This is a genomic window from Bacillus sp. LR_5, assembly GCF_042709275.1.
The window spans coordinates 1-22,874 of record NZ_JAVAXX010000001.1; the positions used below are offsets into that span (position 1 = coordinate 1).

Genomic DNA, 22,874 nt, shown 5'->3' on the forward strand with positions numbered 1-22,874 from the left:
ATCCGCCACCTTCGAAATCATTACATACCTTTTATCTTAATTTCACAGGTAGACCGGTTGTGTTCCCTTTCTCCCTTTTCTATAATAAGGGGAATAGGCAGTTAGGATCACAGATGGGCACTTGCTCATCTGTTTTGCGAAACAGCCATAGACACGGAGGATAGCATGAGAGTATTAAAATACGCTATATTAGGGCTTTTGCGAAAAGGCGAATTGAGCGGATATGATATTACAAGTTATTTTAAAGAGGAGCTCGGCCAATTTTGGAGTGCCAAGCACAGCCAGATTTATCCTGAGCTCAAAAAACTGACCGATGAAGGGTTTATCACGTTCCGGACAACAATTCAAGGCACAAAGCTGGAGAAAAAGATGTACACCCTGACAGACAGCGGAAAGCAGGAGCTGCATGACTGGCTGATCCGCCACCAGCCGATACCGGAGACGGTGAAGGATGAATTTATGCTGAAGGCTTATTTCATTTCTTGTCTATCGCGGCAGGAGGCTTCTGATTTGTTCACAGACCAACTGCTGAAACGCAAGGCCAAGCTGTCTGATCTGCAGGGAAGCTATGAAAAGCTTATGGCTTCAGCGGAGCCGATGTCGTTTTCTTCACCGGACTTCGGCCACTATCTCGTGCTGACGAAAGCGCTGGAGCGGGAGAAAAATTACGTTTCTTGGCTTGAATCGATTTTAACTATGATAGATAAGGGTTAACCAGGAGCGGCCTTCAGGCTGCTCCAATACTTAATGTGGGGGACGAACGATGAATGTGACATTGCACGAATTAACAGGGGAACTGATTCGAGTGGTGCCGATGGACAAAAGCCATATTCAAGGTTTATATGAAGCTGCAAATGATGAAAACATCTGGACCCATTTACCGAAAACGATCACAACGCTGCATGGTATGGAGGCTTTTGTTGAGGAAGCGCTGCAAACGAAAGAGTCCGGAGCAGAATTTCCATTCGTGATTATTCAGCGTGAAACTGGCAAAATCGTCGGAACGACGCGATTTCTGTATATGTCGTCCGCTGCAAGGAGCCTTGAGATCGGCTGGACATGGTTTCACCCATCGGTGTGGGGCACCTCGGTCAACACTGAATGCAAATATTTGCTGTTACAATACTGCTTTGAACACCTGAACACGATTCGGGTGCAGTTCAAAACAGATGAGCGGAATATCAGATCGCAAAAGGCGATTGAACGGCTGGGAGCAGTTAAAGAAGGCATATTGAGAAACCAAATGATCAGAAAAGACGGAACATTTCGCAATTCAGTATTTTTCAGCATCATCGACAGCGACTGGCCTTCCGTGAAACAGCATTTGGAACAGAGACTGAAGCTTGCAGAAAAAGCAAAATGATTGCAAAAAACATCTGCCCCGAAGGCAGATGTTTTTTAGGCGCGGAGCGCTTTCAGCCCCACTGTGAAGGTAATTGCTGCGAAAACAAGCAAGATGACGCAGATCCCGAGAATATCTGTGACGTGGGCACCGTTAGCCATAATCTCAGTCAGCCCGCTCATCGCCCACTTTTGCGGAAGAAATTCAGCGATGGACTGCATAAATTTCGGTTCAATGTCTATCGGCCAATACATTCCGCTTACCATACACGTTGCGATGACGAACAAGTTGCCAAACGCAAGCTGCTGTTCCGGCGTTCTGACATTGGCCGCAATCACCAATCCAATGCCGACAACGGTCAGCAGAAAAAACGATACTAACACAATAACTGCAGCAGGGTTGCCCCAGTTGATGCCAAACAGCCAATGGGATGCAAGAAGCAAGATGCCAAATTGAATCCAGCCAATGACAAAGAAGGACAGCACATACCCTGCACCGATTTCCATTCGGCTGACAGGGGCTGTAAGCAATCTGGACCAGACGCCGTTTTTTCTTGCTTCTAAAATCGTTCCCGCTGCCCCCATCATTGTCAACATGACAAACAGGATGGAAAAGCCTGCTGCTCTGGAGGCTGTGTCACTTGCGCCTTCTTTTTTATCGCTGAGCACCTTTTGTTTTACGGCTGGTGCTGCATGTTCATGATCTTTGGCAATAACTGTTTTATAAGCTGCCTTCCAGTTCTCCCCCGCTGCCTGAGCCACCGTTTTCGCCGCGGAAACCTGAATATTGAGCTTTGCCAATGTGCTTTCCGCATACTGTTTGGCCATAGGCGCTTCCGACAGCTCCGGGCCGTGACGGAAGATCAGCTCAGGATTTTTTCCTTTTTCGAGCTGTGCCTGGAACGAGTGAGAAATGACGATGATCCCAGCTATTTTCTTTTGCTTCAGCTTTTCTGACGCTTTGCTTTCAGACATGTTTTCGAATGTGTACATACCATCGTGTGCCTTCAGCTGCCGAATATAATGCTGTGAGAGAATCGTGTTGTCCTGATCAACGATTGCAAGGCGCAGCTTGTCATCATTACTGCCGAGCATACTCCCAAATACAAAGGTCAGCAAAAGCGGGGCAGCAAACATCATCAAATAATTCTGCCGCTTCTTGAAAATGAGAGAAAGCTCAATGCCGCAAATGGCTATGATTTTTTTCACCTTGTACCTCCTTATCTTGTATGAAGCCGTCTGATACCAAGCATGAGTGAACAAAGGCCGATCACGGCAAAAAGAAGCACAGGCTTTTGAAGGTCAGCCCAGCCTCCCCCTTCCATTAAAGAAAGAAAGCCGTCAAGCGCCAATCGATTCGGCACCGCTTTGGATACAGACTGTAAGAAGTCCGGAAATTGGTACAGCGGCAGCATGGACCCGCCGAGAACCGCAAGCAATTGAATGCCGAAGCCGCCTATCGCATCTGCAGATTTCATATCGCTGATGCACGATGCAAGCAGCATTGAAATACCTGATACAGCTGCAGCGTAAGCAAGCCCGAGTACACTTACAAACAGTAGATTGCCGCCCCAGTCCACACCAAATACATTGACCGTGACAATCAGAAATATGAAAAATTGTATGATGGCAAACAGATAGGTTCCGAGCCATTTTCCGAAGAGAATGGCGTATTTTTGCGCAGGCGTCATCAGCATTCTGGCAAGCGTTTCCGTCTCCTTTTCCTGTAAAAATGATTTCGCCCCGAGTGTCATATGAAACAGCATGAACATGCAAAGCATTGCTGCCGAATAGTATTGAAAGCTGGTCACGGCCTTGCTGCCGACTGATTTTTCCGTAATAGTAAGTTTGTCACCCGTTTCTTTTTCAAGTGTCTTTACCAGCTTTTCGGCAAAATGTGAAGGATCAAGTTTTCCTTGTTTTACAGCTGCCGTTTTGCTGATGTAGTCCATTGAGGCTGAAGCGGCTTCTTTTACCGCTTTATATTGGTCTATGAAAGATGCGGCGGCTGTTTCGATGATGGAACTTTTTAATGTTTGATCCGGATCCGCATAAACAAAAGCTGAAGTTTTGCCGGCTTCCCATTGATTCGGAATGACGATACCGACATCAATTTTCTTTTCATCAAGCAGCTTCTTTATCTCGTCTTCGCTGCTGGCTTGTGTGACCTTTATCGACTTCATTTTTTTGAGCACATCTGTTTTAAACATGTTTGCTGCTTCTGACTGGTCTGATTGGACATAGCCGACTCTGATGTCATCAACCTGGCTGCCACCGTCAACAACCGATCCAAGGGCCGCCCCTAAAATACAGGTCAGGATCAGCGGCATTAAGATAAGCATCATAAACCCTTTTCTGTCCGTGATTCTGATTTTGACATCTTTCCATGCGATCCATATGCTTTTTTTCATAGCGATACCTCCTTAATCCCGCAAAGTGCGCCCGGTCAAATTCAGAAACAAGCGCTCCAAATTTGGTTCCTGCACCTGAAGAGACAGCAGGTTTGTATGATGGGCAGCGGCCTCCGCAAGCAAACTGGTAACGACTTTTTCATGATGAGCCGCAGAAATGTCAATTTTGAGTTCTGACTCATGTACTGTCACATCATTCACATGGGCCAGGGAACGGATTGCAAAAAGAAACGCTTCATCGATCCCGCTGACAGTGAGCTGAATGATGGTATCGCCTCCAAGGCGGCTGCACAAATCGGTTTTTGTGCCGATCGCAATCATTTCTCCCTGATCAATAATGCCAATCCGGTCGCATAAATACTCGACCTCTTCCATGTAATGACTCGTATAGATCACCGTCATGCCGGTTTCATTGAGCTGTTTCACCGTTTCTAAAATATGATTTCTCGATTGAGGATCAATACCGACAGTCGGTTCATCCATGATCAGAAGCTCAGGCTTGTGCATTAAGGCAGCACCGATGTTGATTCTCCGTTTCATTCCGCCTGAGAACGTTTCAATTTTATCTTTGGCCCGCTCAGTCAGGCCGACATATTCAAGGACCTCTACCGATCTTTTTTTGGCATCGCCGTGCGTAAGTCCGTACATTTTCCCCCAAAACATAAGATTCTCATGAGCCGTCAGCGTCGGATATAAAGCAATTTCCTGTGGGACAACGCCGATTTTTTGTTTCGCTTTGGCCGTTTCTTTTCCGATGACATAGCCGCCCACTGTGATGTTCCCGCTGTCATGCGGCACGAGGCCGGAAATCATCGAGATGGTTGTGGACTTTCCCGCACCGTTTGGCCCAAGCAGCCCGAACGACTCCCCCTTTTGCAGGGAAAAAGAAATGCCTTTCACAATTGTTTTTTTCCCGTATGCCTTTTTGATGTTTTCTGCTTGCAGCACGTCGTTTCACTCCTTTTTTAATCCCATTGCCATTGTAGATAAAAGAAGGGCGTGCGGCATGTAGCGCCAGATAGAATGTAAGGCATGAAAAAAAGGCCTGTAAAAGGCCTTTTCAGAGAAACGCATATGCTGAATGTCATATGTCAAAAGTCAGATACACCATATCTGACCGAATAGATGGCGGCTTGGGTTCTGTCTCTAACAGACAGTTTGCTGATAATGTTAGAAACGTGATTTTTCACTGTGCCTTCTGTAATGAACAGCTTCTCAGCAATTTCTTTATTATTCAGCCCGTAGCCAAGCTCAGCGAGAACTTCCATTTCGCGTTCGGTCAGGTCGAGAAGCTCCTTAGGTTTTTCTTTCTCGTTTATTCCTTTCAGCTGTTTTTCACGCTTCCATTCATTCAGCATTTGAGCAGTCAGTTCCGGAGGAAGCACCATTCCGCCAGATTGTACAGTCATCACCGCTTTTACAATCGTATCGGCTGACATGTCCTTCAGCAGGTACCCGCTCGCTCCTTCTTCAAGCGCTTCTGCAATCAGCTCTGAATCCTTGAAGGTTGTCAGCATCAAAACCTTTACGCCGGGCAGCGAGCTTGTGATTAATTTTGTTCCCTCCACCCCGTTGGAAACCGGCATGCGGATGTCCATTAACACGATATCCGGTTCAAGCTCTTTCGCCTTTTCGAAGGCTTCCTGTCCGTTTCGCGCCGTGGCGATGACATCGAGCTCATCTCGGAGCTGGAGCAAGGACGCCAGCCCTTCTCTGACGATATCCTGATCGTCGGTAATGATGATCTTAATCATGATAAACTCTCCTTTTGCTGCGCGGGCCCGAAGCTCCATTTTTTATTGACCAGTGAAAATTCCGCGATTACTGTAAATCCTTGATCCCGTTCGCTCTCAAAGCGAATCATTCCGCCATGCTCTGCCGCCCGCTTTTTCATGTTCAAAAGGCCAAAGCCGAGTGCTGCCTCGGGATTTCCTTTTCCGTCATCCTTAATGACAAGGCTGATGCTGTCCGTTGTGCAGGCAAGCTGTACCGAACAAGCTGTGGCGCCGCCGTGCCGTTTGGCATTGGTCAATGCTTCCTGCACCGTTCTGACCAGAGTCGGATGAAGAGACAGCGGGATCATCGCCGGATCGCCGCTGACCGCAAATTCGGTTGTGACTCCTGCATTTTTATAGAAGTCTTCTGTCAGCTGTTTCAGTGAATCGATTAACGAATGATCGTTTTCCGTTTGCAGGGTGCGTACTGATAAGCGGACAGCATCAAGCGCTTCACGGGCAAGCGTTTCACATACCCCGACTGTCTTCTCCGCTTTTTGGCTGTCTCTTTTTTGCCATTCACGCAGAAGCTGCAGCTGGACGAGGAGCGCCGTCATTTTGTGTCCTACTGTATCATGGATTTCTCTTGCCATTCTGTTCCGCTCATGAATGGCAGTCAGCTCTTCAACCTGCTTCGCATATAAATGCAGCTCCTGGTGTGCAGCAGACAGCGCCAGATGGGACTCCGTCAGTTCCTGAAACTGCTGTTTTGCCGTTTCCTGCGCATCCAAAAGCTTGCGGATTAATTTGCCGACGACTCCGCAAAAGACAACGAATGTCATGCTGATACAATGATCCATAACATATTCATCGCCGAACATACGATATGTGCGGATTAGCACAATCAGCCACATCATAAAACAAAAACACAGGACAGACCATACTGTTTTTCGGTCAAATCCCTTCAGAAAAAAGGTAACTGCAACCGGGCTGAGCAATGTGATATATAAACCTGTACCCGGAAACATGAAACCGAACGAAAAGCCAACTGCAATATCAATTAGACAAAACAAAATGCCATATTTCTCTACTCTTAATAAGAGATGATTTGCTAAGAACACACCTGCACCACCAGCGATGAACAAATACTCAAACCAACGGTCATCTTTTACAAGAAAAAAGTAAACCGAACAGCTTACCATTAGGGTGAATATCCTAGTAAATATAAGAGCCTTCACACTCATCACTCCCGTTCCCCAATTCCCTTCTTATCATACCTGCCTCAGGTCATTTTTGACAGGAATTTCTGGAAAATAAAAAATCCCCCTGCCGTTTTTTCGGCAAAGGGATTACAGTCAAATCACAAATAGAATATGGACCCCAGAAACAGGATCTTTCACGCGGAAGCTGTTTTCCGTTTTTTCGATCGAATATCCGGCATGTTTGACTCGGTCTGCCACTCGATCGAGTTCCTCTCGATGAGGCAGGACAACAGTGTAATAGTCTAATCCGCTAGCATTTGTCGGTTTAGGCGGCGCATTTCTTCCAGCCCAAATGTTTAAGCCAATATGATGGTGGTAGCCTCCAGCTGAAACGAAGAGAGCGGACATACCTGCATAGTCTCCGACAATGTCAAAGCCCAGCACATCTGTATAAAACGCTTTTGCTTCGTTCAAATCACTGACATGCAAATGAATGTGTCCGATGATGGTACCGTTCGGAAGCGCTGTTTTCCGCTCATCTCCGGCTTTTTCCATAAGACCCTCAATGTCAACAGCGGTTGTCGTCATGACATAGTTTCCTTCTTGATCACGCTGCCACGTGCTGCGGGGGCGGTCAGCATACATTTCAATTCCGTTTCCATCAGGATCAGACAGGTAGAGTGCTTCGCTCACAGCATGATCCCCATGTCCGATCGCAATGCCGTGTTCAATCAGGCGAGCGAGCGCGATACCAAGTTCCTTCCGGTTCGGAAGAAGAATCGCAAAGTGATATAAACCCGTCACAGACCGTTCAGGCAAGACGACGGCGCTCGGATTTTCTTCAAGAATAAGCAGTACACGTTTCCCGTCAGCGGTTAATTCAGCTTGGCGATCCGTCTTTTGTAAGACTTGAAAGCCGATAACGTTACAGTAGAACTGAAGGGAACGCTCCAGGCTGCGGATTGTGAGTTTGACATAGCCAATATTTGTATCCTCATGAATGCTGGTCATGCTGTATGCCTCTTTTCTTATGCTGATACGTTTTCGCTCTTTTTTGCTTTAAACACAAGTGGATCCAGCGCCAAGAAACGGCTTCCAGAAAGAGCCAGATGGATTGATGTTAAAAGCAGAAGGTAATCAAATTCTGCATTGCCCATGAAAGGCGCTTTCAGCTTGACTGTAATGATGGCTCCGATCAGCGTGAGGGCAAACAGAACACCGACAATACGTGTAGCCAATCCGAAGAAGACAAGAACTCCGCCTACCAGTTCAATCGCTGCGATGACGTACGCCATAAAACTTGGAAGGCCTATGCTGCCAAAAAATTGGATGGTGCCCTCCATTCCCTGAAACTTTGATAAACCATGAACAAAAAAGATAATACCTGTAATAACTCTTAAAAGTAATGTGCCAATTTCAAATGATTTATTCATTTTATCCTCCTTGATAAATTTTATCACTTACTTAATGTAATCTAGTATATATACATAACTTGTTTACGTCAAGTAATTTTGTTACATTTCACGAAAATGAAATAAAAGTACTATAAAACTGTAACAAAAAAGACCTTTGTGCAGGACAAAGGTCTATTTCTCAAATTGGCTTTCATATAAGTCACTGTAAAACCCTTTTTGCCGGATAAGCTCGCCATGGCTGCCTTTTTCAATCATTTTGCCGTCTTTTAGCACCACAATCTGGTCCGCTCTTTGAATGGTGTTCAGCCTGTGGGCAATGATGACGCTTGTTCTTCCCTCCATTAAACGGGCGAGCGCTTCTTGAATGTTGACTTCTGTTACGGTATCGATGTTGCTTGTCGCTTCATCCAAGATGAGAAGAACCGGATCGGCAAGCACCGCCCGCGCTATAGAAATCAACTGCTTCTGTCCTTGACTGATGCCCGAACCGTTTTGCGTCAGCACGGTATCATACCCTTTTGGCAGCCTTTCAATAAAACTATGGGCATTCGCTGTTTTTGCAGCGGCTTCGACTTCCTGATCAGAAGCATCGAGCCTGCCGTAGCGAATATTTTCTCTGATCGTACCCTGAAACAAAAACGAATCCTGAAGGACAAACCCCATGTTTTTCCTTAGGCTTGCTCTAGTGAGGGTTTTAATATCGGTACCGTCGATTAAAATCCTTCCGTCATCAGGTTCGTAAAAACGGGCGAGAAGATTTGTGACAGTTGTTTTCCCCGCTCCCGTCGGTCCGACAAACGCGATGGACTGTCCGGCGGGCACGGTAAACTGTAAATGCTTCAGTGTCTGCTGCCCCTCGTCGTAACCGAAGGACACATCCCGGAATTCAATACTGCCTGTTTTGATCGGCTGATGCACGGCGTCCTTTTCATCCTCGCGCTCCTCTTTTTCATCAAGCACGTCAAACACCCGTTCAGCTCCGGCAATCGCGGACAGCATTGTATTAAACTGGTTGGCCAGATCGTTTAAAGGGCGTGTGAATTGTCTTGAATACTCGGCAAAGACAACGATGGAGCCGATCGAGATCCAGCCTTTCAGCGCGAACAGACCGCCGATTGCCGCAATCATCGTAAAGCTTAAGTTATTCAGCGAGTTCATGACTTTCGGGATAAATCCAGAAATCGTCTGTGCCCAAAAGCCCGAAGTCTTGAGCGCAGCGTTTTTTTCGAGAAATTCGGCAGTAATCTGCTTCTCTCGCGAATAGGCTTTGATGACCTTTGCGCCGGAAACAGATTCCTCAATATATCCATTCAGCTCACCAAGGTTTTTCTGCTGTTCTTTAAACAGCTTTCCCGTCCGGTTGGTGATCCATTTCAGGCTTACTGCCATCACCGGAATGATCGTTAGCGTAATCACTGTAAGGAGCGGGCTCATGTACAGCATCACCGCAATCGTCCCGACAAAGGTGATGACGCTTGACAAAATTTGAATGACTGACGTGTTTAAGGTAGAACTTACATTTTCGATGTCATTCGTCACCCGGCTCATCAGCTCGCCGTGCCGCTGTTTATCAAAAAACGGAATCGGCAGCTCATGCAGATGGGTGAACAATTCGCTTCTCATTCTGAAAACCGTGCCCTGCGAGATCGTAATCATCCAATAGTTTTGAAACCAGAGCGACAGGGACTGAATTACGTAAATGACGAGCAGAAGGAGCAAAACGGGAATTAAGCCGCTGACCGTTTTCCCGACGATAAAATGGTCAATGGCCTTTCCGATCACAAAGGGGCCAAGGAGCCCGAATATCGCGCTGATGACAACCATCAGCATGACAAGGATGAGCAGTCCTTTTCGTTCAGCCAAGTAAGACCAGATTCGCTTCAGTGTGCCTTTTGCATCCTTTGCTTTCGCCCGCTTTTTCGCGCCTTCTTTTTTGTCGATTGGCAGTTTGGGATATTGGAAAGGCTTGCGGATGTCTTTTAGCATGACTCGCTCCCCTCCCTTCCGAATTGCGACTCGTAAATGCGCTTGTATAACTCAGATTCAGAAAGAAGTTCACTGTGCGTGCCTTTTTCTATCAGTTCGCCATCCTCAAGCAGCAAAATCTCATCAGCTTTCATCGCCGTGGTGATTTTTTGCGTAATGATCAAAGTTGTGCACTCATATGTGCTGATCGCCTCAAGCAGCTTTGCCTCCGTTTGCAGGTCAAGCGCGCTTGTGCTGTCATCTAAAAGAAGGATGGCCGGCTTTCGGATCAGCGCCCGCGCAATGGAAATCCGCTGCTTCTGGCCGCCGGACAGGTTGACGCCTCTTTGTCCCAACACGGTATCATACCCATTTGGGAGCTTCATAATCGTTTCATGAATTTGCGCATGTTTGGCCGCTTCCATTATTTCATCAAGTGAAGCATTTTCTTTGCCCCAAGCAATATTTTCTTTGATTGTGCCGGAAAACAGGAGCACTTCCTGCGGGACATATCCAATTTGCTTGCGAAGCCCTTCAGCCGGAAAATCATAAATTGGCTTTTCATCTATGTAAATGCTGCCCGAATCCGGCTGATAAAGCCGTGGAATGAGCTGAAAGAGGGTGGACTTGCCTGATCCCGTCGCACCGAGAATCGCGATCGTTTCCCTCGTTTTTGCGGAAAATGAGACATTCCGCAGCGCTTCTCTATCCATTTCCGGATAACGGAAGGATACATGCTGAAACTCAATCCTTCCCGACAAACGATCAGATATGATGCCTTCCTCCCGCTCATCGCCTTCCGTTTCAAGCACCTCGCCGATTCTATCCCCTGAAGCCTTCGCCCGGGTGAAAATCATAATCAAAAACGGAAACATCGAAAGCGCGCCCGTAATTCGTGTTGCGTAGTTAATAATCGCCACAACATCACCGACTTGAGTGTTTCCGTTCGTGATACTGAAGGCCCCTGCCCACAAAATCAAAAGGATGCAGAGGTTCATCAGCAGCATCAGCACAGGCATCGTGAATTCCACAAGCTGAAAAGCTGAAACTGTTTTTTCCATTAGCCTCGTGTTGGCTTTGATAAATCTTTTGACCTCGTGGCTGCCGCGAAGCAGCGCTTTGATCAGCTTAATCGCTGTTAAGTTTTCCTGCATGACGGTGTTCACCTGATCCAGCCGTTTCTGCACTGAGCGGAACAGTGCCCCGCCCTTCTTTAATACCCAAAGCAAAAACAAGATCAGGATCGGAATGGTCACAAGCAGAAAAAAACCGAGCTTCACATTAACGGCGAGCGACAGCACAATGCCGCCTACAATCATTAATGGAGCCCGCAGCATAAACCGCAAGCTCATAAAAATCATATTTTGAACCTGTGTGACATCGTTTGTCAGCCTTGTGATATAAGAAGAGGATGAAAACTGTCCAAATGTAGAATAAGAGAAGGACTGGATTTTTTGAAAAAGCCCTTTTCTCGTATCATAGGAAAAGCTTTGGCTGACATGGGCGGCATAAAAGGAATTCAGCATTCCCGCCGCAAATGATAACACGGTCAGTCCGACCATGACCGCGCCCCATGTCCACACATGCCGCAGATCTTGCTTTAAAATCCCATCGTCAATGATTTTTGCGATTAATAAAGGCTGCATCAGTTCAACCGCAAGCTCAGTCAACATGAGAATCAACGCAGTTCCTACCAGCAATGAGTATGGTTTTAAAAACGATAAAGCCTTTTGCATGTAAAAGCCTCCAAACCCCTTTTTACTCGATTGTCTCTTTCTTTACTTTACTATGGCGGTCTTTTTGACGGCAAACGAAAACCCTCCCGAATAGGAGGGCTGGCTTTATTGATTCAATATTTTTTCTACACGCTCCCGCATCTGCGGCACGCTCAATCCGATAATCACCTGAAACGCCTTCCCGTTCCTGACGACGCCGTGCGCGCCAAGCGCGCGGAATACGCTGTCGGGCTCAACCTTTGTTTCATCCTTGACGCTGACTCTGAGGCGGGTGGCGCAGTTTGTCACTTCAGTGATATTGTCTTTTCCACCCAGCGCTTCAATATAAAGAAAAGCGGTGTCATCTGCCGTTTCAGCAGCAGAAGCTGTTTCATCCTTGTTTTTTCTTTCTCTGTATTCCTTTTTCGAATACAGCTTTGTTTCCTGCTGATCGTCAATTTCCCGTCCCGGTGTAGCAATATTGAATTTGAGGATCAGAAAACGGAAGACGAAAAAATAAATAGCTGTAAAAGAAAGCCCGATCAAAATTTGATACACATACGTCATACCGTGGCTGCCAAAGAGCGGAATCCAGTTCAGGGTAACCGCCTCGATTAAACCACCCCCCATGTTTCCGACAACACCGGCCATATACATGACCGTCGACATTGTCGCAGCAAGCAGGGCGTGAACCGCAAATAAGAAAGGAGAAATAAATAAGAAAGTGAACTCAATCGGCTCTGTAATGCCCGCGACAATCGCTGTCAGCGTGACAGGAATCAGCAGCCCTGCGACAAGTTTTTTCTTTTCCTTTTTGGCCGTGACGTAAAACGCCAGTGCGATCCCCGGAATGCCGAAGATTTTCGAGTTGCCGTGGAGCGCGAATCCGCCTTGCGGGAAGAGCTCCTTCAACGGCTTGGCGCTTTGCGAATATTCGCCGAGGTGCTGTGCCCAATACGTGACGATCCCGCCTTCTGCTACAGCAGGCCCATAAATAAACGGTGTGTAAATAAAGTGATGAAGACCGGTCGGAATCAAAATCCGTTCCAAAAACGTGTATATCCAGACGCCCACCGCCCCGGAAGCAACCAGGAAGCTTTGAAGCGAGCCGATTCCCGTCTGAACCATCGGCCAAATGTAAGACACGGCCAAGGCGATCGGGATCATAATGAAGAAGGAAATCATCACGATATACGTTGAGCCTTGAAAGATGCCGAGAAAATCGGGCAGTTTTTTATCAAAATAACGGTTATGCAAAAAGACGACAATCGAAGAAATAAAGATGGCTCCGATAATGTTGGTATCAAGCGTTTTGATGCCCGCGATCATCGTTAACCCGCTCGTTCCGCCGACCTCTTGGTTCATATCGACGCCAAATGCCCCTCCCCATACCGACAAGATCGAGCTGACAAAGTAATTGAACGTCAAGTAAACCGTAAGCGCTTCCAAACAAGCGCGCGCCTGAGCTTTCTTCGCCAAAGCAACCGGGATGCCGATGGCGAATAAGAGCGGCATTTGATTAAATACTGTCCAGCCGCCCTGCTCAATGATATACCAGCACTGATACCAAAACCCGTCAGGATCGGCAAGTGGGCCCATGAGGGTTTTATTTTTAAAAAGCGTACTGACACCGACGATAATGCCGGCGAACGCGAATAATAGAACAGGCACAAACATCGCGCTTCCAAAGCGCTGGATCTTTTGCATCATACCAGAACCCCCTGCTACTTAATGTTATTTTTTTCTGCCTCTTTGTAATCAACATATGCGCGGAACAATGCTTCGCCAACGAGAAAAAATGGTGCAAAAGCGACAATTTCCGTTTTATCGCTTAATGTCACAGGTTTGCTTGTCGCATAAAGATTATGCGGAGTCAGCTGGGCGAGGACATTGTTTTTTAAATTCGTAATGGAAATAAAGGGAATACCCTTTGCAGAAAGCATTCTTGCCTGAGGAATCAGCTCCGGTGTTTCGCCGGAAAGAGAAATGATGATAAACAGATCGTTTACTTTAAAATCATCGCGCATCAGATTAAATTCATTTCTGTCTTCAATCAAAATGAGATACCGATGGCGCGGAATAAACATCCTTTGAAGATCACGGGCGCATATCTTTTGCGCATTTCCAGATCCGTACACGAAAATGCGGTCAGCTTCATCAATCAGCTGGCACATCTCCGTCATGTCCTTTGTCCTTAAAAATTTCAAATTTGATTCAATATCGTCAAGCAACTTTTGAAAACTCATACTCTCGCCTTCTTCCGGCTGATCTTCCCACTTTAAATAGACGCGAAATTCACTGTAGCCGCTGAAACCGAGCTTTTGGGCAAGCCGTAAAATTGAGGAACGCGATACGCTGCAAGCTTTGGCCAGCGCGTCGATTCCAAGGTGATAGCACGTGTGCTTGTGATTCAATATATATTTTAAAATATGAAAATCGTTGTCATTTAATCTGCTGTAGTGCTGATTAATCAGTTCTTCGAGCTGCATATCAGATCCCCCCATTTTCTTTCTATTATATACAATTACAGATTCGAAAATGGGGGAATTTCAGTTATGAAATGCGAGTTGGGCTTTGATCAAGCTCTGGCCAATAGTCTTTGTTGGCCTCTATTAAATCCTCGAGAATGAGCCTTGCTACACGCGCGTTCGGCACTGTTTTTGACAGGATCAGCGCCTGCCACAGCTTTTGGAACGATTTCTCCTCCCATGCTTCAACAGTCAGTTTCTCAACGGATACCTGCTGCTCCATCAGCCCTTTTTGGAATTGCGGAATAGTGCCGACGGTGATCGGTTCAGGTCCGTTTGAGCCGACAATACATGGCACCTCGACCATTGCAGTCGGGTCAAAGTTTGCAATCGCGCCGTTATTTTCAACAATCAACAGCATTCTTTCACCTGTGTTGTAGGCAATCGCCCGGGCTAGATCAACGATATATGATGCGTGATCATCGATTTTGATTTCGCTGTTTTCCGAGGACTGCTCGCGTGTGATCATGTCACATTGGCTGAAAATAAAGGCTTCGCGCCCTTCCATCACTTCGTTTGCCCGCGTATGATTCGGATTTGATTTTTTCACCATATCATCCGGGAACAAATAATATTGCAAATACGTATTCGGCAGTGTGTCAGGATCTGCAGCCTGCACATCACGCGCTTTGGCGAACGTGTCATTCCAGCTCGCCTCCACAGCTTCAGCCTCCGTCTTCGGAATGTACCCGTATTGAGATACATGCTCCTTCAGCTTCGGCATTAAATCGTTGCCCTCTTGATCCTGAATCGATGTCCACCAGCCGAAATGATTTAATCCGTAATAACGGACCTTCATTTCTTTTCTTGAGGACAGGCCGAGAATTTGCGCCATCCGGTCTTCGATTCCAACCGGCATATCACAGATATTGAGAATTTTCGAATTCGGTCTGAGGCGTCTCGTTGCTTCGGCTACGATTGCCGCCGGGTTGGAATAATTGAGCATCCACGCATTAGGCGAATATTTTTCCATGTAATCTAATATTTCAAGCACGCCGCCAATTGAACGCATGCCGTATGCGATACCGCCCGGCCCGCACGTCTCCTGGCCGACAACTCCGTACTTCAGCGGAATTTGCTCATCGAGCGCACGCATTGCGTATTTCCCTACCCTAATGTGCGCCATGACAAAATCGACATCTGTAAAAGCTTCTTCCGGGTCAGTCGTCGCTGTAAATTCAATATCCGGCGCTTTTTCTCTGATAAAAACGTCACAGGCGCCTGCAATGCGATCCTGTCTCTCCTTATCATTATCATACAGCTTCAGCTTTCTGATCGGAAACTCCTCCAAATGGTCCAAGAGCATCAGAACGATCCCTGGAGTGAAAGTGCTCCCTCCGCCCGCTATTACGATTGAGAATGATTTTTTCTTCATATGACGACCTCCTTGATAACGTTTACAATTCCATTTATACCATGGAAGGGCCCGTCCCGTAACACGTTTGGCGCACTTAGGTCATTTGATCAACTTTAGTGTTTTTTCCCATAGAGCGGGAAATTTCTCACTTACCTTACGTCTGGGAGATTTGATTTTTTTACCTTTTTTGTAATCTTAAAGTCTCACCAACTGTGAAATTTAAGTGAATATACGCCCTTCCAGTTCTTATGAAAAGGTTCTTTTGTACGATTCGGATACATGCCGAATTATTTATAATCATTTATATAAAACATCCATTTGTGCGTGAATTTAGAAAAGGCAGGGGACAAAAGTTGGACTCATATAAAGTCATTGAGCTGGCAAACAAGTACAGTGCGGCCGCGGAACAGGTCAGAAGCTCTAAAATGCTGCTTGAATCCCGGTTATCTGCATTGGGGGATGCTTGGCAGGGAAAAGCAAGAGACTCATTCGACCAGGATTTCGAGGAAACGAAAGCCTCCTACGACCAATTCGAACAGGAGCTGCTTGAAACATGCCAGGAGCTGAAGGCAGCCGCCGTCAAAATAGAAGAACGAAAAGCTGAAATTGCCAGAATGGAAGAACTGGAACGTAAAGCAAGAGAGGAAAGACATAAACTCGGGGGGTGAACAGTGTGTCAGGAAACATTGCAGTTGATCCAGATAAGCTCGAACAGCTGGCAAATGATGTTGTCACTGAATTAACCGATATGGAAAACAAATATAAGGAACTGCATTTAGAGCTGGGGCAGATGATTTTGCAATGCGATCCCCGCTACAGCAGCTGTTTTTCCGGAGTCGGCGATGCGTGGAGCTCAGGGAAAGCGCTCGTCACCAAACTGAGTGACAATGAGATTTTCATCAGAAAAACGAGCGACAAGTTTGTTCAACAAGATGATATTTTGCGAAAGCTTTATAACGCTTACGACAAATACGGCACGATGACAAGCTTAACCGCCCTTATGCTGACTCAGGGAAAATACTACGGATTAGGGCTTACAAAGTTTGTGAAACAGCCAAGCGGCTTACATACCGCCCGGCACTCAAAGCTTCTGTTGGACATTTCCAGGGCCGTTGACAGCTCACATTATCAAAAAGCGGCCAGAGTGCTTTTGAATCCTAAATATTTGTTTAAAAAGACAAACCGGCCATTTTCAGATTTGGTACATAAAAAGTTTACAAAGTATTTCCCCCAGGATACGGTGGATTTTTCAAACAGCGTCAGAAGCTACACAAGAGGATTTCTTAATGAAGCCGGCGTACGCTCAACTTTGAAGGATGTCGGAAAAACGGGCTTGAAATTCGCAAAAGGAAATGCCATTACCGCCACACTGATCACCGGTGCGACTGAAACGTTCGGAGCGGGCTTGAAAATTGCTGAAAATTACGCAAAATACCAAGACAAACCGGAAGTTCTCAAGCGTGAAAACGCCAAGGCCGTCGGGAATGCTGTGAATAATACTATTTTCATCGCAGGAGGGGCAACGGCAGGCGCTGTCGTCGGCGGTGCCCTTGGAAGTGTGTTAGGCCCTGTTGGTACAGTAGTCGGAGGCACAATCGGATCAGCCGTAGGAGGTTTTGTGGGAGAAAAAATCGCAAAATTCACATCAGGCTTTGCTGAAAAAGCAGCTGTAAAGCTGAAAGAACCGATTCACGCTGTCGTTGATACTGCCAAGAAAGGATTGGAATCAGCCGGCAAAGTCGTCAAATCAGTAAATGATGGGATAGATGCGGCGAATCAAACGATACATAAAGGGATAGACAACGCGAAAAAAGGAATGGAAACAGCAAAGAAAACAGCGGACTCGCTTATACAAGGCGCAACCCATTTCCTTAAAGGGAAATTTTCATTTGGATAGGAGAATAATGAATGAAGCAGTTTACAATCAGCATAGAGGAACTCTTATTTTGTTTTTATAGCGAAGGGTTTTTTGAACAGGGAATGGCCTTGAAGCAGGCCTATTTTCCAGAGATAGAAGATGAACAGCTCGGCGCTTTGTTTGAAGCGGCGTGCCGCTCACTTTTAGCCAAGGATGCCGCGGAATTTCGGAATCATCAATATCGGTTAAAGGACGAGTACTGTCCGTTTATCCATGTATTAAACGACGCTGACTATACAGTGAAGCTTTCTAAATTTAACGGGCAAGGCGCCGAACAGAATGTGTCCTGCCACGTATCAAAATTCGGCACCTACTCTCACGAACTCCTTTTTGACGAGCAAGTCCACCGCATTACAAAACTAGAATCGAATGAAGGCCTGCTTACTAAGACAGATGAATTTTTACATATAGTAGAGGAAGAGAATAGCAGAGGTTTGCTTCTGAGATTGACATCAAATGAATTTGAGAAGCTCTTAGAGGGCGCTTCAGACAACCCCTCTTACCTAAAAGAATTCCTTGAAAAACATGACCATCAAGAGGACGTTACCCGATTTGTAAATGATCTGGCTTTGCGAAAAGGGAAAATGGATACACTGATGCGTCTTGTTTATGACAAAGACAATTCGCCGGAAGTGGCCGACATGGCTTTCGTCTTGCCTGGCAGCCGTCATACTTGGCTGGTAACAGGCATTACTCAAAATGAATTTTCTATCGTACCAGCAAATAAGGATGTTATAAAAGGTATACTTTTTTGCTAAAGAGCGATAAAGGAGAATAGCAATTGAAAAACAATGAAGTAATTAAGGTCAAAAGCAGAATGTTTTTTAGAATATGGCTGTTCCTCGCCACAGGGGGCGCTTTTATTGCAGGGGTGTGGCTGGTGTCTGAAGCTCTTACATTTGAATCTAAGTATTCCCTGCTTTATTTGGGCGGCGGATTAATGGCAATTGTTTATGGCTTGATCACATTTTTTATGGCTTTCCCGGCATTTACAAGCCGGGGAAATGTCATTTTCAGTGTAAAGACCGGGCCTGATGGCGAGATCTTCTCGAGAAAGCGCAGTGCGCGTTTTTCTGAGATCAAACGGATTTATATGGGACGGCATCATTACAGTCTGAAAGGGATCTTTTTTGAGGATATCATCATTGAGAAAACTGACGGAAAGGTCGTTCGCATCCCTACCTGGAATATTATCGCCAATCCGCTGTTTTTTGAAGCGGTGGAACGCTATATCCTCCCCCATCTGAGTGATGAGGCGAAAAACAATTGGATCGGCCAATTTACGGAGATTCAGCGAAAGGCGTATTTGAAGGAATTTGAGAATCATCCGAAGCTTTAACAGCACTCCTCCTTTATAATGAAAGATAAAAGCAAGTTGAGGAGTGCGCGTGATGCTGATTACCATTCTATTATTTCTCGCGGCGGGGCTTGCCGAAATTGGCGGCGGGTATTTAGTTTGGCTGTGGCTGAGAGAAGCAAAGCCAGTCGGCTATGGGATCGCCGGAGCGCTGATCCTGATTGTATATGGCATTCTTCCGACGTTTCAGTCCTTCCCTTCCTTCGGCCGTGTATACGCCGCATATGGCGGGGTATTCATCGCGCTTGCGGTTCTATGGGGATGGCTTGTCGACCGGAAAATACCTGATTTCTATGACTGGATCGGCGCATTCATTTGTCTCATCGGCGTCTGTGTGATTTTATTTGCGCCGCGCGGATAACAAAATGGCCTGCTTATGAAGCGGGCCATTTTAGTTTAGTCCTCTTTTAAGTTGGTCAGCTGTACTTCATGCTCCTGCTCAGGTTCATCAAGCGGATAAATTCTCGCTGTTCCGTTTTCTTCATTCACGTGCTGAATGTAAATAGGAACTCCGTTATATGTTACTTTCTTCATGTCGGGAGATTCTACAATTTCTTTCGCCCTTTGACTATTCATTCTAACACCCTCCTTCATACATAACGTTTCCATTTCTTGAAAGAAGTATGCTTTATGATTTAGCGAATAAATTGAATTTTTTCAGACGTTTGTAGAAAGTGCTCCGGGGTATCCCGCTGATTTTGGCAGCTTGAGAGACGTTTCCTTGTGCGGATTCAAGCGCTTTGATGATGATGTCTTTTTGGATTTGCTCACGAAGGGTCAGCGCGCCGGCAGCAGCCGGCTTTTTTTCTGCCGGGCTGATCAGCAGTCCTGCGGCTTCCAGTAAAGCCGTAAGCGGCTCATCCCTCAGCCGGCCGTCCGGAAACCTGATGGAAAGACGTTCAAACACATTGAACAGCTCGCGAATATTCCCCGGCCACCTCCATTGCTTCAGCACATCCAAAAAAGCAGGGGGAAGTTCGCCAGGCCAATGATTCTTCTGTTTGTAGTACTGAAAGAGGTCTGGAATATCCTCGGGGCGGTCGCGTAAAGGAGGAAGCTCGATCGGATAGACATGAAGGCGGTAAAACAAGTCCTCTCTGATTTTCCCGCTTTCGGCAAGCTCTCGTAAATCACAATGTGTGGCGGCAATGACTCTGATATCAACCGGAATTTCTTTCGTCCCGCCAACCGGTGTAATCTTGCGTTCCTGAAGCACCCGTAAAAGCGCAACCTGCATCGAGTGGGAGATTTCTCCGATCTCATCTAAAAATAAGGTGCCTTGATTCGCTTTTTGAAAGGCGCCTTTGTAGCCGTTTCGTTTCGCTCCCGTAAAAGCGCCCTCCGCATAGCCGAACAGCTCGCTTTCAATCAAATCAGACGGGATCGCTCCGCAATTGACAGCAACAAACGGGCCGTGCCGCCTCTCGCTGTTTTCATGAAGCGCGCGGGCTGCGACTTCCTTCCCCGTGCCAGTTTCCCCCGACAGACAGACCGTTGCATCCGCCGCAGCCGCTCGTTCAAGGTTCTTCAGCATTGTTTGCGATCGGCCGCTTTGCCCGATGACTCCATTGAATCGAAACGCCTTCTTTTTCTTTTGTTCCGACAGATAAAAACAAGTGCCGCCATCCCCTATGGTGACGGCTTTTTCGATTGAGAAGCCCCGTTCCTTCACCTCATACAGGTGCCGGCCCTGCCAATCCGGCATTGAGGTTCGAATCGGTATGCTCGCGCTGATGATATGCTGTTTGGTATTGCAGAGCACCATCGGCACACGGGATGCAGCCCTATCGCCAAAACAGCTGATCAGCTCTAGCTCTTTCTCACGGCTTTTAGCTGCCAGTTCCCGTTCCGCGGCATAGGCGATCGCCGTGGCAATACCGAGCATATGAGGATGCGCCCCTGCCGCCGGACACGATATGTCAATCACACCTGCAAGACTGCCATCCTCATGGTGAATCGGAGCGGCTGAACAGTTCCAGTGATGGGAAGCGATGGAGTAATGTTCTGATCCTTGTATTGCAACCGGCTCACTGATGTGGAGCGCCGTGCCAATCGCATTTGTTCCGACAGCCGTTTCCGTCCAGCACGCGCCTTCGACAAAGTTGATGCGTTTGGCTTCATAGAGCGCACGGGGATGGCCGTCCAATGCGAGAACAACACCGTCAGAATCAATTAACAGTGCCATCATTTCCATTTCTTTTATGGCAGGCAGCAGCTTTTCGAGGTAAAGCTGTGCGGTCGTCAGGAAGAATGAATGTTTTTTTGACTGCTGATCCAGCTCCGTTTGCTGTAAAACCTTCGGGCCTTTTTCTAAATAAGGATTGACCTCAGCTTTTTTGCAGCGATGCCATGACTCGGCGATCCGCTTTCTTAATCGGGCTTCGTCAAGCACACCGTCTTTCACAAAACGTTTCCAGGTTTGCAAATCGTTTGGGACCGAATTCATTTCCTTGATCGCTCCTCCCTTACACGCCGTTTTCATCTATTGTAGGGGAAAAATAAAGCGCTTTCAACAATAAAAAAAGCAGGCGCCTTGTACTCCCTGCGCCTGCTTTTTTTATTGTTACGCATGTACTGCAAGCCCGATCGTGCTTAACAGCGCCTCGTGCAATGTTTCTGACAGTGTCGGATGGGCGGCGATAAAATGCTCCGCCATATCAGCGGTCATCTCACCATTCATGATCGCAGCCGCTTGACCGATGAGCTCGGTCACATCAGGACCAATCATTGAGACACCGACGATTTCGCCGAATTCCGGTTCTGCCACGATTTTGACCTTTCCTTCCGCTTGCTGTTTAATGAGCGCCTTGCCGTTTGCGGAAAAAGGAAATTCGCCAATCTTCACATCCCCGTATATGCCTCTTGCTTGTTGTTCTGTCAATCCGATGCACGCGATTTCCGGTGATGTATAGATGCAACGGGGCACATGTTTCTCATTGATTTTGACATCCCTTCCGGAAGCATGAGAAGCAGCGATAATGCCCTCATGGAAAGCCGCATGGGCCAGCTGAATGCCTCCGATTGCGTCTCCGCACGCATAAATATGAGGCACGTTCGTCTGCATGTGACCGTTTACCTGAATACCTTTTGGAGAAAAATCAACTCCAGCCTGCTCCAGCTGTAATCCGTCAAGACGAGGTTTTCTGCCGATCGCCACGAGTACATAATCAGCCTTCGTTTTAAACTCCCGCTGCCCGCTTTTCCATATTGCTGTTTTGGCCGTTTGATCCACCCGCTCTAATCGGGATGAGGTATGCACTTCAACACCGTCTTCCTCAAGTTTCTCCTGAAACAGACGGGCAATATCTTCATCTTCAGCCGGGATCAGCTGGCCGGCTGTTTCAATGATGGTCACCTTCGATCCCAGTCTGGCAAACAGCCCGGCATACTCACAGCCGATAACACCGCCGCCGACAATGACAAGTGAAGACGGAATCTCAGAAAGAGAAAGCGCGTCCTTGCTGTCGATGATCCATTCGCCGTCATACGGCGCGAATGGCAGCTCGATCGGTTCTGATCCGGATGCAATCAATACTTGGTCCGCCTCTCTGATTTCTTTTCCGTTCACTCCTTCGATCAAGAGCTTTCTGTCTGAAAGAAAGGAGGCCTTCCCCTTCACAACCTGTATTTGATTTTTCTTCATTAAGTATTGAACACCTTGGACAAGCTGTCTAACAACCTGTTGTTTTCGGTTCTGCATTTTGCTCCAATCAACCGATATCTCACCTGCTGGAAGTTCAACTCCAAAGTGGTCGGCATGCTTGATTTTGTCAAGAACGTTTGCGCTTTCTAACAAAGACTTCGTCGGGATGCAGCCTTCATTCAGGCAGGTTCCCCCAAGCTGGCCTTTGTCAATGAGCAGCACGTTTCTGCCCTGCTGTGCCGCAGAGACCGCAGCCGCATAGCCTGCAGGTCCGCCGCCGATAATGGCTAGTGTCATGTCGTCTTCA

General features: G+C 46.9%; 22 protein-coding genes. 7 read left to right on the forward strand and 15 right to left on the reverse strand.

Translation table 11 applies throughout. The features are described from left to right. Positions 1-165: 165 nt before the first annotated feature. Together padR and RAC86_RS00010 are read left to right on the forward strand one after the other, a co-directional pair. Entirely contained in the window at positions 166-714 is a 549-nt protein-coding gene (gene padR, locus RAC86_RS00005; protein ID WP_014113089.1) for a transcriptional regulator PadR, read from the forward strand. A gap of 49 nt (positions 715-763) precedes the next feature. Further along, complete coding sequence (locus RAC86_RS00010; RefSeq protein ID WP_072182491.1) at positions 764-1,363, forward strand: GNAT family N-acetyltransferase; 600 nt, start codon at positions 764-766, stop codon at positions 1,361-1,363. Positions 1,364-1,398: 35 nt separating this feature from the next. On the opposite strand, the gene lnrN is transcribed toward RAC86_RS00010, so the two are convergent. From lnrN to glvA, 12 genes are all read right to left on the reverse strand, one after another. Beyond that, positions 1,399-2,550 carry a linearmycin resistance permease LnrN gene (gene lnrN / locus RAC86_RS00015; RefSeq protein ID WP_072565962.1) on the reverse strand — a complete coding sequence of 384 codons (1,152 nt, stop codon included), beginning with the start codon at positions 2,548-2,550 and terminating at the stop codon, positions 1,399-1,401. A gap of 11 nt (positions 2,551-2,561) precedes the next feature. Continuing rightward, positions 2,562-3,752 (reverse strand): linearmycin resistance permease LnrM, encoded by a 1,191-nt coding sequence (lnrM, locus tag RAC86_RS00020; RefSeq protein WP_072565961.1) that lies wholly within the window; start codon positions 3,750-3,752, stop codon positions 2,562-2,564. Positions 3,753-3,764: 12 nt separating this feature from the next. Further along, on the reverse strand, positions 3,765-4,700 hold the full coding sequence (lnrL, locus tag RAC86_RS00025) for a linearmycin resistance ATP-binding protein LnrL (RefSeq protein WP_072565960.1): 936 nt from the start codon (positions 4,698-4,700) through the stop codon (positions 3,765-3,767). Positions 4,701-4,843: 143 nt separating this feature from the next. After that, positions 4,844-5,506 carry a two-component system response regulator LnrK gene (lnrK, locus tag RAC86_RS00030; protein WP_014113083.1) on the reverse strand — a complete coding sequence of 221 codons (663 nt, stop codon included), beginning with the start codon at positions 5,504-5,506 and terminating at the stop codon, positions 4,844-4,846. Beyond that, entirely contained in the window at positions 5,503-6,705 is a 1,203-nt protein-coding gene (locus RAC86_RS00035; protein ID WP_072566820.1) for a sensor histidine kinase, read from the reverse strand. Before RAC86_RS00035 ends, lnrK begins: the two co-directional genes overlap by 4 nt. A gap of 117 nt (positions 6,706-6,822) precedes the next feature. Then, complete coding sequence (gene catE, locus RAC86_RS00040; protein WP_061188198.1) at positions 6,823-7,680, reverse strand: catechol 2,3-dioxygenase; 858 nt, start codon at positions 7,678-7,680, stop codon at positions 6,823-6,825. Between the two features lie 17 nt (positions 7,681-7,697). Continuing rightward, positions 7,698-8,102, reverse strand: a complete 405-nt coding sequence (gene catD / locus RAC86_RS00045) for a DoxX family oxidoreductase CatD (protein WP_003239773.1) — start codon at positions 8,100-8,102, stop codon at positions 7,698-7,700. A 153-nt stretch (positions 8,103-8,255) separates the two neighbouring features. Further along, positions 8,256-10,070 (reverse strand): ABC transporter ATP-binding protein, encoded by a 1,815-nt coding sequence (locus tag RAC86_RS00050; protein WP_072565959.1) that lies wholly within the window; start codon positions 10,068-10,070, stop codon positions 8,256-8,258. After that, positions 10,064-11,785: an ABC transporter ATP-binding protein gene (locus RAC86_RS00055; RefSeq protein ID WP_072565958.1), complete on the reverse strand. Its 1,722-nt coding sequence runs from the start codon at positions 11,783-11,785 to the stop codon at positions 10,064-10,066. Before RAC86_RS00055 ends, RAC86_RS00050 begins: the two co-directional genes overlap by 7 nt. A gap of 105 nt (positions 11,786-11,890) precedes the next feature. Further along, the gene (malP, locus tag RAC86_RS00060; RefSeq protein ID WP_061188194.1) at positions 11,891-13,474 is read right to left on the reverse strand and encodes a PTS maltose transporter subunit IIBC; all 1,584 of its coding nucleotides are present in this window, start codon (positions 13,472-13,474) and stop codon (positions 11,891-11,893) included. Positions 13,475-13,488: 14 nt separating this feature from the next. Beyond that, complete coding sequence (gene glvR, locus RAC86_RS00065; RefSeq protein ID WP_072565957.1) at positions 13,489-14,253, reverse strand: MurR/RpiR family transcriptional regulator GlvR; 765 nt, start codon at positions 14,251-14,253, stop codon at positions 13,489-13,491. Positions 14,254-14,317: 64 nt separating this feature from the next. Then, a complete protein-coding gene (gene glvA, locus RAC86_RS00070; protein ID WP_061188193.1) occupies positions 14,318-15,667 on the reverse strand; it encodes a maltose-6'-phosphate glucosidase in 1,350 nt (449 codons plus the stop codon). Between the two features lie 335 nt (positions 15,668-16,002). Between glvA and RAC86_RS00075 the strand changes: the two genes are divergently transcribed. The 5 genes from RAC86_RS00075 to RAC86_RS00095 are packed head-to-tail and all read left to right on the forward strand — an operon-like array spanning position 16,003 to position 19,285. Continuing rightward, positions 16,003-16,317, forward strand: a complete 315-nt coding sequence (locus RAC86_RS00075) for a WXG100 family type VII secretion target (protein WP_072565956.1) — start codon at positions 16,003-16,005, stop codon at positions 16,315-16,317. Positions 16,318-16,322: 5 nt separating this feature from the next. Continuing rightward, positions 16,323-17,546, forward strand: a complete 1,224-nt coding sequence (locus RAC86_RS00080; RefSeq protein ID WP_014113069.1) for a tape measure protein — start codon at positions 16,323-16,325, stop codon at positions 17,544-17,546. An 11-nt stretch (positions 17,547-17,557) separates the two neighbouring features. After that, positions 17,558-18,325 carry a hypothetical protein gene (locus tag RAC86_RS00085; protein ID WP_072182480.1) on the forward strand — a complete coding sequence of 256 codons (768 nt, stop codon included), beginning with the start codon at positions 17,558-17,560 and terminating at the stop codon, positions 18,323-18,325. Positions 18,326-18,348: 23 nt separating this feature from the next. Then, positions 18,349-18,906: a YfjD family protein gene (locus RAC86_RS00090; protein WP_161490084.1), complete on the forward strand. Its 558-nt coding sequence runs from the start codon at positions 18,349-18,351 to the stop codon at positions 18,904-18,906. Positions 18,907-18,955: 49 nt separating this feature from the next. Next, the gene (locus RAC86_RS00095) at positions 18,956-19,285 is read left to right on the forward strand and encodes a YnfA family protein (protein WP_072182479.1); all 330 of its coding nucleotides are present in this window, start codon (positions 18,956-18,958) and stop codon (positions 19,283-19,285) included. Positions 19,286-19,320: 35 nt separating this feature from the next. Here RAC86_RS00095 and RAC86_RS00100 read toward each other — a convergent pair whose 3' ends face one another. From RAC86_RS00100 to acoL, 3 genes are all read right to left on the reverse strand, one after another. Beyond that, a complete protein-coding gene (locus tag RAC86_RS00100) occupies positions 19,321-19,500 on the reverse strand; it encodes a small acid-soluble spore protein H (protein WP_003239795.1) in 180 nt (59 codons plus the stop codon). 52 nt (positions 19,501-19,552) lie between these two features. Beyond that, positions 19,553-21,370 carry an acetoin dehydrogenase operon transcriptional activator AcoR gene (gene acoR / locus RAC86_RS00105; protein WP_072565955.1) on the reverse strand — a complete coding sequence of 606 codons (1,818 nt, stop codon included), beginning with the start codon at positions 21,368-21,370 and terminating at the stop codon, positions 19,553-19,555. Between the two features lie 117 nt (positions 21,371-21,487). Further along, a complete protein-coding gene (gene acoL / locus RAC86_RS00110) occupies positions 21,488-22,864 on the reverse strand; it encodes an acetoin dehydrogenase complex dihydrolipoyl dehydrogenase (protein WP_072565954.1) in 1,377 nt (458 codons plus the stop codon). Positions 22,865-22,874: the final 10 nt, after the last annotated feature.